Below are 14,912 nucleotides of genomic sequence, written 5' to 3' on the forward strand. Positions count from 1 at the left end.
GGCTAAGCGGGGTTAAAGAATGTCAATCAGAAAAAATTTCGAATACGCTAGGCTAACAACTTACCCGCAAACACCTTCGCCTGTGAAGGATTACCCGCAATATGATAAGCCAGGTCTGCTGGCCTGGCGATATCCCACAACGCAAAATCGGCCGCCTTGCCAACTGCCAGGGCACCCGTTTCTGCACTCAAGCCTAATGCTTTTGCCGCATGGCATGTTACACCTTGCAGCGCTTCCAGCGGTGTCATGCGGAACAGGGTGCATGCCATATTCATGGTCAGCAGCAGTGAAGTCATGGGTGAAGTACCGGGATTGCAATCAGTTGCCAGCGCAATCGGCACACCAGCCGCCCGCAATGTAGATACAGGTGGATATTTAGTTTCGCGTAAAAAGTAAAACGCACCCGGCAAAAGCACGGCCACCGTACCACTATCTGCCATGGTGGCTATTCCTTCATCCGACAAATATTCCAGATGATCGGCAGACAAGCCTTTATATTTTGCCGTCAATGCTGCGCCACCCTGATCAGATAATTGTTCAGCATGCAGTTTGACTGGCAAGCCATGCGCTTGTGCTGACTGAAACACCAGCTCAGTCTGGGCGGGCGTAAAGCCTATTTTTTCACAGAACACATCAACAGCATCGACCAGTCCTTCAGCCACCAAAGCTGGCAACATCTGTTCACAAACCAGCTTGATGTAATCATCAGCACGCCCTGCATATTCTGGCGGCAAGGCATGTGCGCCCAAAAAAGTGGTTTTAACGCGCACAGGAAATTCACGCCCTATGCGTCTGGCTACGCGCAATATGCGTGCCTCGGTTTCCAGGTCCAGACCATAGCCGGACTTGATTTCCAGCGTAGTCACGCCTTCGGCAAGCATCGCATGGAGACGCGGCAGCGTGGCGGCCAGCAATTCATCTTCACTCGCTCCACGGGTGGCACGCACGGTGGCGTTGATACCACCACCCTGCCTGGCGATTTCTTCATAAGCGACGCCATTCAAACGCGCTTCAAATTCATTGCTGCGGTTGCCTGCATACACCAGATGGGTATGGCAATCGATGAGGCCTGGTGTCAACCAGCAGCCCTTGCCATCATGGGTTTTGGCCGCAACATACTCTACAGGCAATTCGCTCCGCGAGCCAAGCCAGGCAATCTTGCCATTTTTCACGGCAATGGTTGCATCACTGATTTCGCCATAGCCATCAGTCATGCATGCGAGGTGGACATTAGTCCACAGACTGTCCCAGTGTAAAGCTGTTGAAGTCATCAGCTGTCACCCATACTTAAAAATTGTATGCGTATCAGATAAAGTATCGAAGCTTCATCGGCATGCAAGTTCAGACGAATACCCTGATGTTCATGCTCTTCTTCAAACAGACAACAATCATAGTCTTGCAAAGTTTCGCCCGTCGTCAGTCGCGCACTGCCCCTTGCACAAAACAGCAAGAGCTGCTGGGCATCATTGGCTTCGATGAAATGCTTGCCAGCTTCCAGCCTTTGCATGTGATGGGTACAGACATCGCGTCGCGTCATCATGTTCAAATCCAGGACCGTACCATGCAAGAGTTCGGCATTGATGGGTGTCTCCCCCCTGAACTGATGCGGCAGGCTGTCTTGTTTGAGGAAGACACTCTGGCCATGAACCTGCTCGCTGTCACCATGCAGTATCAAGCCTTCACCAGACAAAATCGCCAGCGTCCTGTCTGTCTGGGCGAAATGTGAAAACGGGCCATTGCTGCTGACTTCAGCCGTGCTCAAGCGCCAGACGAAATGATCCAGGCTGGCGTCAGTTGGAAATATCGCCAGCTCGGTCGTGCTGCCGCCGCCATTTTTCCATGGCATGGTTTGATAGTCTTGTCGTGTCCACTTGCGCATAGTAATCAACAGCTTTCAACAAAATACAAAAATGGCCCTCCCAGATGAGAGAGCCACTATCTTAATACAAACTGCTCAGGTTCAAGCAGAATCAGGCCAAATACAGATTCTGATACAACTGCTGGCATTGTGCGCTCAAATGACCTTCGACGACCAGTGCTTTTGCTGCTTCTATATCAGGAGCAAAGAATCTGTCTTTGTCATAGAAAGCCACTTTTTCGCGCAAAAGCGTGTGAACCTGCTTCAGCATGGCCGATGTTTGCAGAGGCGCATGAAAATCCACACCCTGTGCCGCCGCCAGCAATTCTATGCCGACGATGGTCGCTGTATTGTGGGCCATTTCATGCAAACGACGCGCGCCGTAAGTCGCCATGCTGACATGGTCTTCCTGATTCGCAGAAGTCGGGATACTGTCCACACTGGATGGGTGAGCATGTGATTTGTTTTCAGAAGCCAATGCCGCCGCTGTCACATGGGCGATCATGAAGCCCGAATTCAAGCCGGATGAAGGCACCAGGAAAGGTGGCAGGCCAGAGATTGATGAATCGATCAGCAAGGCAATGCGGCGCTCAGAGATGGAACCGATTTCTGCAATTGCCAACGCGAGCGTATCTGCTGCAAAAGCCACAGGTTCGGCATGGAAGTTACCTCCAGAAATGACTTCACCAGTTTCCACGAACACCAATGGATTATCGGTCACAGCATTCGCCTCTATCAACAAAGTGCGTGCCGCATTATTGATGATGTCAAGGCAGGCCCCCATGACTTGTGGCTGACAACGCAGGCAATACGGATCCTGCACGCGCTCATCATTGACGAGATGTGACTGACGGATTTCACTACCTTGCAGCAGACTGCGATAAATCTGTGCTGTCGCAATTTGGCCAGGCTGACCACGGCTGCTATGAATGCGGGCATCAAACGGTGCATCACTGCCCTTGGCAGCATCGACTGACAAGGAACCGGTAACAGTCGCCGCCTCAAGCAGACGCTCTGCCAGGAACAGACCATTCAAGGCCAGTGCCGCCGATACCTGCGTACCATTGATGAGCGCCAGACCTTCCTTGGCAGCCAATACCACAGGTTTAATACCAGCCGCAGCCAGTGCTTCTTTGGCAGGCACAATTTTGCCATTGACACGCGCATCACCTTCACCGAGCATAGCCAGCGTCATATGCGACAATGGTGCCAGATCGCCGGATGCTCCCACCGAACCCTTGACCGGGATAGTCGGCATGATGCCAGCGTTATACATGGCAATCATGCTATCGATCACAGATGCGCGTATGCCGGAAAAGCCACGCGCCAGGCTAGCGATCTTCATCGCCAATATCAGGCGCACGACTTCATCATCAATCAATTCGCCAGAACCGACGGAATGCGAAAGGATAAGATTGCGCTGCAAGAGTTCCAACTGGTCGTCAGGAATACGGGTCTTGGCAAGCTTGCCGAAACCGGTATTGATACCATAAGCCGCATCACCTTTTGCCACAATTTTATCTATCGTGGCGGAAGCGGCATTGATGGCAGCATAGGCAGATTCTGCCAGCTTCAAAGGTTGGGATTTGGTCCAGATGGCGCGCAGGTCGCTCAGCGTGAATTGGCCGGGTTGAATTTCAAAATGATTACTCATGTTTTTTTCCTGAATACTTTAAATATCGTCGTTCCAGCCCAGGCTGGAACCCAATGTCGTTTGTGCAGTCAGGAATATCGACCTACCTTCCAGACCGCTAAAATCACTTTACAGCGACTGAGCTCTTAGATTCGCCCAACCTTAAATGGGACACAAAATATAAGATATCTGCCACTTCGCAGGTTGGGCTACGCCTCATCAGCCCAACACTGGGCCTTTGATAAAAAATACGTTCTTTAAATGCTGAGTGTTGGGCTGGTAAACCGTAGCCCACCCTACGACTAGCGTCCAACCGGCGATTACTATTTTACTCACACTAACTTCAGCTTTTCTTGGCATTTAGCCTTGAACTGAAGAAGCACAGGCAATTCTGTCACCGCTTAAATTCCAGTGACTGATTATGCTTACTTACTACCCTTAATCATAGGCAAATTCAAGCCCTCACGTTCAGCACAAGCAACCGCCTGCTCATACCCCGCATCCGCATGACGCATGACGCCAGAACCGCAGTCATTGACCAGTACGCGCGCGATGCGCTTAGCGGCAGCTTCGGTGCCATCAGCAACGATGACCATGCCAGAATGCTGGGAATACCCCATGCCCACACCACCACCATGATGTAGCGAAACCCAACTGGCGCCTCCTGCAGTATTGAGCAAAGCATTCAGCAAAGGCCAGTCAGATACTGCATCAGTACCGTCAAGCATTCCTTCAGTTTCGCGATTAGGGCTGGCAACCGAGCCTGTGTCCAGATGGTCACGACCAATGACGATCGGTGCTTTCAATTCGCCATTTTTGACCATTTCATTGAAGGCCAGGCCAGCAATATGCCGCTCACCCAGACCCAGCCAGCAAATACGCGCCGGCAAACCCTGGAAGGCAATGCGTTCGCTCGCCATGTCCAGCCATTTGTGTACGCCTTTATTTTCGGGGAACAGTTCCTTGATCTTGGTATCTGTCTTGCGGATATCTTCCGGGTCGCCAGACAAGGCTACCCAGCGAAACGGGCCTTTGCCATCGCAAAATAAGGGGCGGATATACGCAGGTACAAAGCCAGGGAAGTCAAAGGCATTCTTGACGCCGGTGTCAAAAGCCACTTGGCGGATGTTATTGCCATAATCAACCGTCGGTATGCCCATAGCATGGAAATCCAGCATGGCTTGCACATGCACAGCGCAGGCTTGTGAAGCATCGGCAGTTAGTTTCGCGTGCTGGGCAACGTCTTGTTGCGCAGCCTTCCATTCAGCGACGGTCCAGCTTACAGGCAGGTAGCCATTGATAAGATCATGGGCAGATGTTTGATCTGTTACCAAGTCAGGTTTCATGCCCCCCGCTTTTGCGCGCTTGACCAGTTCAGGCAATATTTCTGCGGCGTTGCCTAACAATGCAATCGACACCGCTTCTTTACGATCGCAATGATGCTTGATGAGCTCCAGAGCATCATCCAGATCCTTGGCTTGCTTGTCGACATAACGGGTACGCAGGCGGAAATCTATGCTGGATTGCTGGCATTCGATGTTAAGAGATACCGCACCGGCAAAGCTGGCCGCCAAAGGTTGTGCGCCCCCCATGCCACCGAGGCCAGCTGTCAATATCCAGCGGCCACCCCAGTCACCATTGAAATGCTGGCGGCCTGCTTCTGCAAAGGTTTCATAGGTACCCTGAACTATGCCTTGCGTACCGATATAAATCCAGCTACCGGCGGTCATCTGACCATACATGAACAGGCCCTTGCGGTCGAGTTCATTAAAATGTTCCCAGTTCGCCCATTTTGGTACCAGGTTGGAATTGGCGATCAGCACGCGAGGCGCATCTTCGTGGGTCTTGAACACGCCTACCGGTTTGCCGGACTGTATCAGCAGGGTTTCATCTTCGTTCAAATCTTTTAGCGACGCCAGGATCTGGTCATAGCACTCCCAGTTGCGGGCTGCGCGGCCTATGCCGCCATAGACGACCAGATGTTTTGGATTTTCAGCAACGGCAGGGTCAAGATTATTCTGAATCATGCGGTAAGCCGCTTCGGCTACCCAGGTCTTACAGGTTTTTTCTGGGCCATGCGGTGCGTGGATTACGCGGCTGGCATCCCAGCGTGGATCGTTGTTCATCGTCTCTCTCCATCAGTTAAATACAGGATAGCGGCAATTCAAAGATATGCCGCCCAAATATAAAAATCCGGCGAGCGCAAAAACTGCATACAGCCGGACAAAGCTGAATCACGAACAGAAATTTTAAGTTGTATATACAACTTTTGCAAGTGATTAATAAGGCGGGTGTGCAAAATTTTAGTCGCACTCATATTTGGCGCGATATTACCGTATCATGCCGTTAACGCCACTTTGCGTTTTAAACAGAGAGGCCGACAATAGCCACATGTTCAAACCGCTCATGAAAGGCAAAAACCATGTCCGTCGTCACTGAAGTCGCCGCAGCCAGCAACCAGGAAGCCATCGCCCATTTTGCAGACAGTCTGCGGTTTGAGACTGATTGCTGGGATACCCACCACGCCATGTCTGAAGGCAAGACTGATTTTGTCTTGCTGGACGTGCGCAGCCCAGAGTCTTATGCCCAGGGCCATGTATCGGGCGCGATCAACCTGCTCAGGGGCAAGATCATTGCTTCCAAACTGGCCAGCTATCCGGCAGATACCCTGTTTGTGACTTACTGCGCTGGCCCGCATTGCAATGGTGCAACCAAGGCGGCGATCAGGCTTGCACAGCTTGGCCGCCCGGTTAAAATCATGATAGGCGGCATCACCGGCTGGCTGGATGAAGGTTTCAGTCTGACAACAGAAGTGGCGGAACTGGCATGAACATGGTAGCAAACTGTGCATCTGCTTTTATCGTTCGCTATGCAGAGGCTGCCGATGCTTCTGCCCTGCTGGCAATGATGCGCGAGTTGGCCAAATTTGAAGGCTACCTGAAATCCTTTCGCGTACAGGAACAAGATTTGCTGGCAGGTGGCCTGGGGGAAGAAGCGACACAATTCCACGCCTTGCTGGCATTTTCAGCAGATGGCGTGCTGCTGGGCTATGCCGTGCTGGTAGAAATTGCGTTCACATTTGATTTACGTGCTGATTGCAGACTGAAGGAATTGTATGTCAGCCCGGCAGCAAGAAGGCTTGGTGTAGGCGCGGCATTGATGCAGGCTGTGCTAATGCATGCCAGATCACGCGGCTGCGGTCGCCTGAAATGGGATGTCTTGCCTGGCAATGAAAATGCCAGGCAATTTTATCGATGCTATGGCGGCAAGCCCGATACTGACTGGGAAGCATGGATACTGCCCTTATAATGGACTGAAGCAATTTGAGCACCCAATCCATCGCCAGAACCTTCTCCACTCCTCACCGCGCAATATCAGGCATCAAAGCCGCCATCCGCTTTCAAGTTGGCACCCGTGATAAATGCCGCGTCCTCGCTCGCCAGGTAAGCAACCAGGCTGGCGATCTGTGTGCCTGTACCGTATTTCCCCGTCGCCATGTAGCTGCGCATGGTATCCGCAAAAGCACCGTTGGCCGGATTCATTTCTGTATCAACCGGGCCGGGCTGTACATTATTGACAGTGATACCACGCGCACCCAGGTCACGAGCCAGGCCGCGGGTGAAAGAGGCTACAGCGCCTTTGGTCAGTGCATACAGGGACAGGCCAGGTACGGGCACATAATCACTGTTGACACTGCCTATATTGATGATACGGCCGCCCTCTTTCATATGACGCTGTGCTTCTTGCGACGCGACAAACACGCCTGTCACATTGACAGCGATCAGGCGTTGATAATCATCCATGCTGATATCTGCAATGCCACCGGCGACCAGTGCACCCGCATTGTTGACAAGGATATCGAGACCGCCAAATTCTGCGACCGTTTTTGCCACTGCCTGTTTAACCGCATCTGCATCTTGCGCATCAGCACGAATAGCCAGTGCCTTGCCGCCCGTTGAGCGTATATCCTCGACCAGTTGTTCTGCCTGCTGCGCACTGCTGGAATAAGTGATGGCAACTGCTGCGCCATCTGTTGCCAGCTTGCGTGCAATGGCTGCACCTATGCCGCGTGAACCGCCGGTGACCAGGGCTGTTTTACCCGCCAGGTTTGCTTTGGATGCATTATTTGCTTGCGTGTTGAATGCTTGTATCATGTCGTTCTCCTGTTTAGCTCAGCTTAATAAAGCTTGATTCGGTTGAATTTCTGTAATCCGTGATTGGATGAAGCTATTTTGTGCTTTTTTAATGATTACAATTAGTCCATAATCAATAACATTACTTTCAACCAAAGGTTGAAAGTAATGACTAAAAAAAGAGGAAATCATGGAAACGCTGGCTAGCATAGAATCTTTCGTCCGTAGTGCTGAGGCGGGCAGTTTTTCCCAGGCAGCTCGTAACCTGGGCCTGACGCCAGCGGCTGTCAGCAAGAACGTCGCCAAGCTGGAATCGCGGCTGGGCATACGCCTGTTCCAGCGCAGCACGCGCAGCCTGATGTTGACGGAGGCGGGAGAAGTATTCCTGGCACAGATCAAGGGTGGGCTGGACAGCATACAGGCCGCATTGGCAAATGTAGAAAATGTCGCAGGCAAACCCGCTGGCGTCTTAAAGATCAGCCTGGCGCTGGCCTTTGGACGCGATTATGTTTTGCCTGCTGTGAATGATTTTATCAACACCTACCCTGATGTGATTCCCGACCTGCATTTTGATAACCGCAGTGTAGATCTCATCGCTGAAGGTTTTGATGTTGCCATCGGCGGTGGCATAGAACTGGTGCCGGGTGTTATCGCGCGTGAAATCGGGCGCGCCCATGTCATACCAGTTGCCTCACCTGCCTATATCGCGGCGCACAATATGCCAGCAAAACCTGAAGACCTGGCTAAGCTGGATGGTATCATGCGCCGCTCGCCGCAAAGCGGCAGACTGCGCTCCTGGACGCTACGCAATGCTGCGGGTGAAGAAGCGCACATGGAACTGAAGACACGCATCATCATGGACGACCCGGAAGCCATGTGCAGGGCTGCCTTGCTGGATTTGGGTGTCGCCATGGTGCCGAGACTGCATGCGCTGCCTTATCTGGAAAGTGGCACATTGCTACGCCTGCTGCCCAGCTGGTATGCGGATATTGGCAACATTTCCCTCTACTACGCCAGCAGTAAGCTGATGCCTGCCAAGACCAGGCTGTTTGTCGATTTCATTCTCATGCGCTTTCGTGAACTGGATATTGCCGGTAAATTTTCTGCGTCACCGCACAAAAAATGACAGTAAGTGACAGTGTCGTCCAATATATTCGCCATCACTGCTGTGCTATGAGAAAATGCAGGCACCCATCACTCTAAGCCTCCTATCCTGTGAAACCCAGTAAGCCAGATACTCCAGCGTTTCAAGTCATCAAAGATACCCTGCTCCAGGAAATCCAGTCCGGCAAGTGGAAAGAAGGTGATGCCATCCCTGCTGAAACCGCACTGGCCAGCCAGTTTGGCGTCTCGCGCATGACAGTCAACCGCGCGGTGCGCGAACTGACCAGCGAACAAATCCTGACGCGCATACAGGGTTCCGGCACTTATGTGGCACAACAAAAATACCAGGCAACGCTGGTCGCCATCAAAAGCATTGCAGAAGAAATCCGTTCACGCGGCCACACTCACCGCAGCGAACTGCATGAGTTGAAAGCAGAAACCGCGAGCGAGCAACTGGCAGCAAAATTCCAGGTCAAGGCGGGCCACAGCTTATTCCATTCCGTCATTGTCCACTTTGAGAACGAAGTGGCGATACAGGTCGAAGACCGCTGGGTCAACTCCAGCGTAACGCCGGAATACCTGCAGCAAGACTTCAGCATCATGACCCCGAATGAATATCTGGTGGCAGTCGCCCCGTTGCAAGGGGTTGATTACAGCATAGAAGCCGTGCTGCCACCTAAACAGATCGCTGAGATGCTGCATATCTCAGCCAAAGAAGCTTCTCTGGTCTTGCATAGAACTACCAGATCGCGCGACATGATCGCTACCTGCGTAACGATGTGGCACCCGGGTAAGCGTTATCAGTTTGCGGGGAGTTTCTAAGACCTTTCAACACAGAGACATTGAGACACAGAGTTTGCACAAAGGATCACAGGGAAATTTTGTAGGAGCGGCTTTAGCCGCGAACATCTGACCATCTCTATTATTTTGGTTATGACGGACATTCGCGGCTAAAGCCGCTCCTACATCGATAACAAAGAACTCAAGTGACACGTTGCCTGCTTATGGAACGATGATCCTTTACAAAAAAAGAGCACTCCTATGTGGTGAACTCTTTGGCCTTAAAATTTTCTACAATACCTGTCACCCAAATCATGCCCCGCCACGTTATATCTTAATAATCTGGCACTTGTAATTGTGCATTTAATGTAGCGGTAACACCTTGCATGTGCTGACAAGTTAAAATACGGCTTACGCATATATAAGCAAGAAAGAAACATCATGGCAAAAAAGAATGAACTGGACCCGGAAACCGAGGCGCTGATTGCCTGGTGCACGCAAGTAGAAGGCTTTCTCGTCGATGGCGGTGCCACCGTGAGCCAGGCCCAGGATCATATAGAAGAACAGATAGAGTGGTTCACCGATCTGTTCTTTGATGGATTAACTCCGGAAGAAGCCGCTAAAGAAGCGCTGGCCTGAATGTCCGCGCAATGCGCTTTATCCGTACAATTGAAATGAAGATGATTCACCGCACATTTTTACTACCTCTCAGCCTCACCCTGGGCCTTAGCATGTTAAGCGCCTGCACCACCACCAAGCACGCTGGCTTGCAGCACGAAGAATTTGGTGCTACTGGCGTATTCACACGCGCCTTCCCTGGTACTGAAAAAAGCGCATGTGAAGCAGCGCGCCGTGCCTTGCTCAGCCAGGGTTACGTCATCAGTGAATGGAAACCTTCAGTACTCAAGGGTCGCAGAAAATACCAGCCAGAAGCAGACATTCACGCAGAAATTGAATTTAACGTCGTCTGTGTGGCCAACAACAAAGGCAGCAATAGCACGACCGTTTTTGCGAATGCCGTTCGCGACCGTTATTCCCTGAAAAAGAGTAACACTTCGGCCAGCATAGGCGTCAGCGCCCTGGGTTCAGTGTCACTGCCATTTGGCTCAACTGACGATGCCCTGGTCAAGGTCGCCAGCGAAACCATTCCTACTGGCCAGTTTTATGAGCAATTCTTTGAACTCGTTGATCGTTACCTGGATGCGGTTCCCTATATCCAGGATACGGAAGAAGAAAAAAAGACTGTTGGTGTAACGCCTGCGGCCCCAGCGGCAACGAGCGCAAGCCAGCCTGCTACCAGCACGCCGCCGCCCGTTGAGTCTGGCAAGAAATCCGAGGACTAGCTTATGCAAGCGGACGATCTGCAAAGACTGCTGAGTTTCAAGATGCCGTATGGTATGTACAAAGATACTGTCATCGCCGACCTGCCCGGTAATTACCTGGGCTGGTTTGCGCGGGAAGGTTTCCCCAAGGGGGAGATAGGCCGGCTACTGGAATTGATGTATGAGATTGATCACAATAACCTCAAAGAATTGCTGAAACCATTGAGGAAGAAGACCTGAGAGCGCTCTCCTCGTTTGCCACGGTCATGGCAGCAAATCGCAATGGCCACAAAATAAAAAAGCAGACATGCTCAACATATCTGCTTTTTTTGCCAACCTGAACTAATTGATTAGTTCGTTTTGACTTCTTTGCTTTGACGTTTGCCAGCAGCAGTTGCAGGCAGATATTTCATAGGATCATTCACGCCTGCTGCATACGCAGTTACCAGGCTACGCTGTCTCATGCAAGAAGCACTGAGTACTGTTGCATCAGGTGCAGCAGAGTTCACGCATACCTGCAAATCCTTGACGGTATCCAGAGGAATACCGGCTGCGGCAGCAACAGAAACGATGGATTGTGGATTAGCACCGCTGGCGACCAGGTTATCGACCGTAGCCTGCAAATTACTTGTCGTTGTCAGCGCATTGAAAATGCCATCAACAGAAGTATCTACGCCTTCCGCACAAGCTACCGACAAACCACTGGCTAAAGCCAGACCCAGCAATGTATTTTTGATCATTTTTTTCATCAGTATCCTCCAACTTGTTGACAAACCATTTTGTCGCACGCAAATGATTCTAATTAAGTGTAAATCAAATTGAAAGCAGATATTTGTAACCTGCGGGCTCAGATCAATATATTGATCAAATTAGCATTTAGCTACTTTTTAAAGGATTTTGTCACTGCTATGCAAGCAATAGCATTTATAGGCCACTCCTGTTTGAAGGGCTTTCACGCAAGAGCATGCGCAAAACCTAAGCTATCCTGGCTCTTAAGCTGCTTGCTGGATCTGCCCTCTCTGTGCAGCGATTGCATTGAGCTCATCGATAATTGACTGGTCTCTTTCCAGCGTTTTGGATGGAGGTATCACCAGCGTAGTTATTTGCTTGAGTTTCATTCGTGGTAAGTCTCCAAGACGAATCTTGTCTATACGTGTTTTTTCCAAAGGATCAGTGGCAGCTTCATATAAAATCACTTCATGATCCAATGAATAACTACGTGCAAGCTTGTTGACCAATATCTGTAAATACTCTTCATTGGTTTCAAGTTTTTTCAATGCCAGCTCACCTGCAATACCTGGCTGCCACAGTATCAGCAGCGCCGTTGTATCGATAGTGCGGTGGTAAATCATGAATTGTGTTGATTCCATCGATTGCATACCATGGGTACCCGGGTCTATACCCAAGTCTGCAACCAGGCAATCGAGGGCTGAAATACCGGGCTCCATATGTGCTTGATATCCCTCTGCTCTCGCATCCGCAATAGCCATGTGAGAAATACAGGCAAAAATTCCGGGGTGACCATAAAAGGCAGCGCATACTCGTTTGCCTGAGCGCATTTCAGACAATATGGTGTCTGCCATGCGCCTATATGTGTCCCGTCTATTTTTCCCGTCAATTTTCATGTCTTCATAATAGGAATTCAGGCAGATATATTCTTTAGCTACCCCTTGCAGCCATTTATGCGTAAAAATATTCGGCACCGCCGCAACGACAACGTCAAAAGATTCGATATAGCTTTGCGCAATTGGCGTCAATTGCCCCGCCATGCGCATGCCAGTACCCACACAGACGAGTGATCCTTGTTTTTGAATTGTCATAGATGTGAATGTAAGGGAGTTGGAAATAATTATTCAAACGATCCAAAAAAAAGCCATGCAACGAGTCACGTAAAAAGCACATGACTCATTGGCAGCAATCTATCTTTAACTTTAATAGCTATTAAGAAGGCACGAGCTCAGCTTCATTTTTCAAGCTAGTTTGTCCTGCATCAAGACTAGGCAACGTTTCAATGCTATCAATCGCATCGAAATCTTTGAAAGGCAAATCCAGAAAGGCGGATATTTCACGTCTGTCCTGACGCAGTATAAGAACCTGCTCATCTACGGACAGACCAAAATCAAGTGCAGCCTGCAGCGGGTCTTTTTTGTGTGCTTCGATAACTACTGCACTGGTGTCAAGAGCATTCAGATAATCTAACAACTTAGACATACTTTTCTCCTTGGTTGGCAAAACTTTCAGGAGTAATACCAAGAACGATTCTAAGCTCAAGCATTAACTAAAGCAAAACTATTTTAGTAAATTATCATCAGAAAATCTATGGTGTTTGCCTGAAGACACTAACGCAGTTTCTACCTTCGGCTTTGGAGATATAAAGTGCCTTGTCAGCCGCCTCCAGGGTTTCATCAAAATTCTTGAGCCCATTTCCATCTACTGTCGCTACACCAAAACTGGCAGACAGTGCGAATTTATGGCCGCTAGGTTCTGTATCTATCATTGTGATTGCCATACGACAGCGCTCTGCCAATTGAAGGGCTGAGGCCTGGCTTGAATCTGGCATGCAAATACCAAACTCTTCACCACCCAGCCGCCCAAATAAATCAACCTTGCGTAAATGCGTCTTGACGGTTTCACTAACGTTCTTCAATACCCAGTCACCCGTAGCATGGCCATACGTATCATTAATATTTTTAAATAAATCCATGTCAAACAGGATAATGCTGACGCTACCTGTACGTAATTTGAATGCTTCATTGGCGAAGCTGATGAAATGCATGCGATTGGCTGCCTGGGTCAACCCATCTGTTTGCGAAAACTGGCGGAATTGATTTTTTTGCTGTAAAGCCTTGAGTAACCAAAGACTCAGCACAACCAGAAAAATTATTACTAAGGCAACCAAGAGCAGGAGATTTTGATTATTCTTTTTTTCCAATTCACGCTCAACCGCCAGTATCTTATTCTTCTGTTCAAGCAGACTCATTTGATTGGCTTTGTCTTGAGTATCGAACTTAACACGTTGATAAGCAAGATTCTTATGAAGTTGATCGTCTAGCACACGATTTTTCAATACTAAGGCCGCTTCGTAATACTCTAGTGCTGCTAAATACAGTCCTTGCGCGCGCTTAATAGTCGCCATCGTTTCGGCAGTCTTTTCCATGAGATAAACAGCATTTCCAGCCTTTGCATGCTGGTAGGCCTGAAGACCATAACGTTCGGCAAGCTCTAAATTGCCAGAATTCATATACGCACGAGACAACGCGTCTTCAAGTTGAGTGAGGTAGTCAGAACTTTGATTAGTCTTTGCGAACTCGGCCAGCAAAGGTAGTCCAGCACCTTTACCTTGCAGATAATTGCCAGAATCAATCAAATCCACGCTTGCCAGGGAACGCAGAATAAGAGCTATAAATTTCCTGTCATGCTCTTCACAGACCTGTAAAGCTTCAGGCAAAATTGATCGTGCACGTTGTCTTTCACCCCGCATGAGATTAATCTCAACAAGGTTTGCCAAGCCTACACATTTTGATCCGCTCTCTTTGATTTTTAAATCAAAAGAAAGCATTCTATCGGTATAACTTAAAGCTTCGTCATATGCACGCAAGGAATTCAGTAAGGTTATCGCCGATTGCAGCACATCCACTTTTGCATTTTGATTTATCAGTTTTGGTAGTAAAACTATGCTCTTGTTCATCGCAAGCAAAGCTTTTTCGTACTCCCCCATGCTGGTATATCCAGAGGTCAATTGATATAACAATCGAGCCTGAAAATCAGGATCTTTTGCTTTTTCAATATATGACTCAACTAGCTCTACTCGTTCTTTATGTCGTCCTTTGAACCCCAGTGCGGAAGCACTGAGCAAATAAAAGCGGCTGCGTTGAACATCATTGAAACCTGACTCAAGCAATTGCAATTTACCCAAAGTATCAACAGCTCTTTCGGGTGCGGTACGGATATCCTGTGCGGCAGCTGAAAGCAAATCGTCAATGTTTTTTTCACTGCTTGTTTGTGCGTGGGCAACAGGGTTTCCGGCTACAAGTAACAATACAATTAAAAATGTCAGGATCCTAAATGGAATCATCACTTGA

At 49.5% G+C, this 14,912-nt stretch carries 16 protein-coding genes; 7 read left to right on the top strand and 9 right to left on the bottom strand.

The window, feature by feature from the left end; all coding sequences use genetic code 11:
• Positions 1 to 47: 47 nt before the first annotated feature.
• The 4 genes from hutI to hutU form a co-directional block, all read right to left on the bottom strand.
• Positions 48 to 1,271 (bottom strand): imidazolonepropionase, encoded by a 1,224-nt coding sequence (gene hutI, locus ACO0LG_RS21445; RefSeq protein WP_423029593.1) that lies wholly within the window; start codon positions 1,269 to 1,271, stop codon positions 48 to 50.
• Positions 1,271 to 1,879 (bottom strand): HutD family protein, encoded by a 609-nt coding sequence (locus ACO0LG_RS21450; protein ID WP_423029594.1) that lies wholly within the window; start codon positions 1,877 to 1,879, stop codon positions 1,271 to 1,273. The genes hutI and ACO0LG_RS21450 overlap by 1 nt, the downstream gene beginning before the upstream one ends.
• Before the next feature lie 91 nt (positions 1,880 to 1,970).
• Entirely contained in the window at positions 1,971 to 3,512 is a 1,542-nt protein-coding gene (gene hutH, locus ACO0LG_RS21455) for a histidine ammonia-lyase (RefSeq protein ID WP_423029595.1), read from the bottom strand.
• Between the two features lie 404 nt (positions 3,513 to 3,916).
• The gene (gene hutU, locus ACO0LG_RS21460) at positions 3,917 to 5,617 is read right to left on the bottom strand and encodes a urocanate hydratase (protein WP_423029596.1); all 1,701 of its coding nucleotides are present in this window, start codon (positions 5,615 to 5,617) and stop codon (positions 3,917 to 3,919) included.
• A gap of 296 nt (positions 5,618 to 5,913) precedes the next feature.
• On the opposite strand from hutU, the gene ACO0LG_RS21465 reads away from it, so the two are divergent.
• Both ACO0LG_RS21465 and ACO0LG_RS21470 read left to right on the top strand, forming a co-directional pair.
• A complete protein-coding gene (locus ACO0LG_RS21465; protein ID WP_423029597.1) occupies positions 5,914 to 6,321 on the top strand; it encodes a rhodanese-like domain-containing protein in 408 nt (135 codons plus the stop codon).
• Positions 6,318 to 6,800 (top strand): GNAT family N-acetyltransferase, encoded by a 483-nt coding sequence (locus ACO0LG_RS21470; protein WP_423029598.1) that lies wholly within the window; start codon positions 6,318 to 6,320, stop codon positions 6,798 to 6,800. The genes ACO0LG_RS21465 and ACO0LG_RS21470 overlap by 4 nt, the downstream gene beginning before the upstream one ends.
• Positions 6,801 to 6,865: 65 nt before the next feature.
• On the opposite strand, the gene ACO0LG_RS21475 is transcribed toward ACO0LG_RS21470, so the two are convergent.
• Positions 6,866 to 7,645, bottom strand: coding sequence for a 3-oxoacyl-ACP reductase family protein (locus tag ACO0LG_RS21475; protein ID WP_423029599.1), 780 nt, complete (start codon positions 7,643 to 7,645; stop codon positions 6,866 to 6,868).
• 169 nt (positions 7,646 to 7,814) lie between these two features.
• On the opposite strand from ACO0LG_RS21475, the gene ACO0LG_RS21480 reads away from it, so the two are divergent.
• The 5 genes from ACO0LG_RS21480 to ACO0LG_RS21500 all read left to right on the top strand — a co-directional run bounded on the left by ACO0LG_RS21480 (position 7,815) and on the right by ACO0LG_RS21500 (position 11,070).
• Complete coding sequence (locus ACO0LG_RS21480) at positions 7,815 to 8,750, top strand: LysR family transcriptional regulator (RefSeq protein WP_423029600.1); 936 nt, start codon at positions 7,815 to 7,817, stop codon at positions 8,748 to 8,750.
• Between the two features lie 89 nt (positions 8,751 to 8,839).
• A complete protein-coding gene (hutC, locus tag ACO0LG_RS21485) occupies positions 8,840 to 9,550 on the top strand; it encodes a histidine utilization repressor (protein ID WP_423029601.1) in 711 nt (236 codons plus the stop codon).
• A 399-nt stretch (positions 9,551 to 9,949) separates the two neighbouring features.
• The gene (locus ACO0LG_RS21490) at positions 9,950 to 10,147 is read left to right on the top strand and encodes a hypothetical protein (RefSeq protein WP_423029602.1); all 198 of its coding nucleotides are present in this window, start codon (positions 9,950 to 9,952) and stop codon (positions 10,145 to 10,147) included.
• Positions 10,148 to 10,188: 41 nt separating this feature from the next.
• Entirely contained in the window at positions 10,189 to 10,851 is a 663-nt protein-coding gene (locus ACO0LG_RS21495) for a DUF2242 domain-containing protein (RefSeq protein ID WP_423029603.1), read from the top strand.
• Between the two features lie 3 nt (positions 10,852 to 10,854).
• Positions 10,855 to 11,070, top strand: a complete 216-nt coding sequence (locus tag ACO0LG_RS21500) for a DUF3820 family protein (RefSeq protein WP_423029604.1) — start codon at positions 10,855 to 10,857, stop codon at positions 11,068 to 11,070.
• A gap of 110 nt (positions 11,071 to 11,180) precedes the next feature.
• Here ACO0LG_RS21500 and ACO0LG_RS21505 read toward each other — a convergent pair whose 3' ends face one another.
• The 4 genes from ACO0LG_RS21505 to ACO0LG_RS21520 all read right to left on the bottom strand — a co-directional run bounded on the left by ACO0LG_RS21505 (position 11,181) and on the right by ACO0LG_RS21520 (position 14,905).
• On the bottom strand, positions 11,181 to 11,579 hold the full coding sequence (locus tag ACO0LG_RS21505) for a hypothetical protein (RefSeq protein WP_422951212.1): 399 nt from the start codon (positions 11,577 to 11,579) through the stop codon (positions 11,181 to 11,183).
• Positions 11,580 to 11,822: 243 nt separating this feature from the next.
• Positions 11,823 to 12,650 (bottom strand): SAM-dependent methyltransferase, encoded by an 828-nt coding sequence (locus ACO0LG_RS21510; RefSeq protein ID WP_423029605.1) that lies wholly within the window; start codon positions 12,648 to 12,650, stop codon positions 11,823 to 11,825.
• A 121-nt stretch (positions 12,651 to 12,771) separates the two neighbouring features.
• Positions 12,772 to 13,041, bottom strand: coding sequence for a hypothetical protein (locus tag ACO0LG_RS21515; protein WP_423029606.1), 270 nt, complete (start codon positions 13,039 to 13,041; stop codon positions 12,772 to 12,774).
• Between the two features lie 106 nt (positions 13,042 to 13,147).
• The gene (locus ACO0LG_RS21520; RefSeq protein WP_423029607.1) at positions 13,148 to 14,905 is read right to left on the bottom strand and encodes a GGDEF domain-containing protein; all 1,758 of its coding nucleotides are present in this window, start codon (positions 14,903 to 14,905) and stop codon (positions 13,148 to 13,150) included.
• Positions 14,906 to 14,912: the final 7 nt, after the last annotated feature.

It is taken from the genome of Undibacterium sp. Ji42W, assembly GCF_049340405.1.
GTDB lineage: Bacteria > Pseudomonadota > Gammaproteobacteria > Burkholderiales > Burkholderiaceae_D > Undibacterium.

Bases quoted from the DNA above. Each gene is read 5' to 3' on its own strand.
- ACO0LG_RS21490 (WP_423029602.1), top strand. From the start codon at position 9,950: ATGGCAAAAAAGAATGAACTGGACCCGGAAACCGAGGCGCTGATTGCC.
- ACO0LG_RS21515 (WP_423029606.1), bottom strand. From the start codon at position 13,041: ATGTCTAAGTTGTTAGATTATCTGAATGCTCTTGACACCAGTGCAGTA.
- ACO0LG_RS21470 (WP_423029598.1), top strand. From the start codon at position 6,318: ATGAACATGGTAGCAAACTGTGCATCTGCTTTTATCGTTCGCTATGCA.
- ACO0LG_RS21520 (WP_423029607.1), bottom strand. From the start codon at position 14,905: ATGATTCCATTTAGGATCCTGACATTTTTAATTGTATTGTTACTTGTA.
- ACO0LG_RS21505 (WP_422951212.1), bottom strand. From the start codon at position 11,579: ATGAAAAAAATGATCAAAAATACATTGCTGGGTCTGGCTTTAGCCAGT.
- ACO0LG_RS21475 (WP_423029599.1), bottom strand. From the start codon at position 7,645: ATGATACAAGCATTCAACACGCAAGCAAATAATGCATCCAAAGCAAAC.
- hutI (WP_423029593.1), bottom strand. From the start codon at position 1,271: ATGACTTCAACAGCTTTACACTGGGACAGTCTGTGGACTAATGTCCAC.
- ACO0LG_RS21495 (WP_423029603.1), top strand. From the start codon at position 10,189: ATGATTCACCGCACATTTTTACTACCTCTCAGCCTCACCCTGGGCCTT.
- ACO0LG_RS21480 (WP_423029600.1), top strand. From the start codon at position 7,815: ATGGAAACGCTGGCTAGCATAGAATCTTTCGTCCGTAGTGCTGAGGCG.
- ACO0LG_RS21500 (WP_423029604.1), top strand. From the start codon at position 10,855: ATGCAAGCGGACGATCTGCAAAGACTGCTGAGTTTCAAGATGCCGTAT.
- hutU (WP_423029596.1), bottom strand. From the start codon at position 5,617: ATGAACAACGATCCACGCTGGGATGCCAGCCGCGTAATCCACGCACCG.
- ACO0LG_RS21450 (WP_423029594.1), bottom strand. From the start codon at position 1,879: ATGCGCAAGTGGACACGACAAGACTATCAAACCATGCCATGGAAAAAT.
- ACO0LG_RS21465 (WP_423029597.1), top strand. From the start codon at position 5,914: ATGTCCGTCGTCACTGAAGTCGCCGCAGCCAGCAACCAGGAAGCCATC.
- hutH (WP_423029595.1), bottom strand. From the start codon at position 3,512: ATGAGTAATCATTTTGAAATTCAACCCGGCCAATTCACGCTGAGCGAC.
- ACO0LG_RS21510 (WP_423029605.1), bottom strand. From the start codon at position 12,650: ATGACAATTCAAAAACAAGGATCACTCGTCTGTGTGGGTACTGGCATG.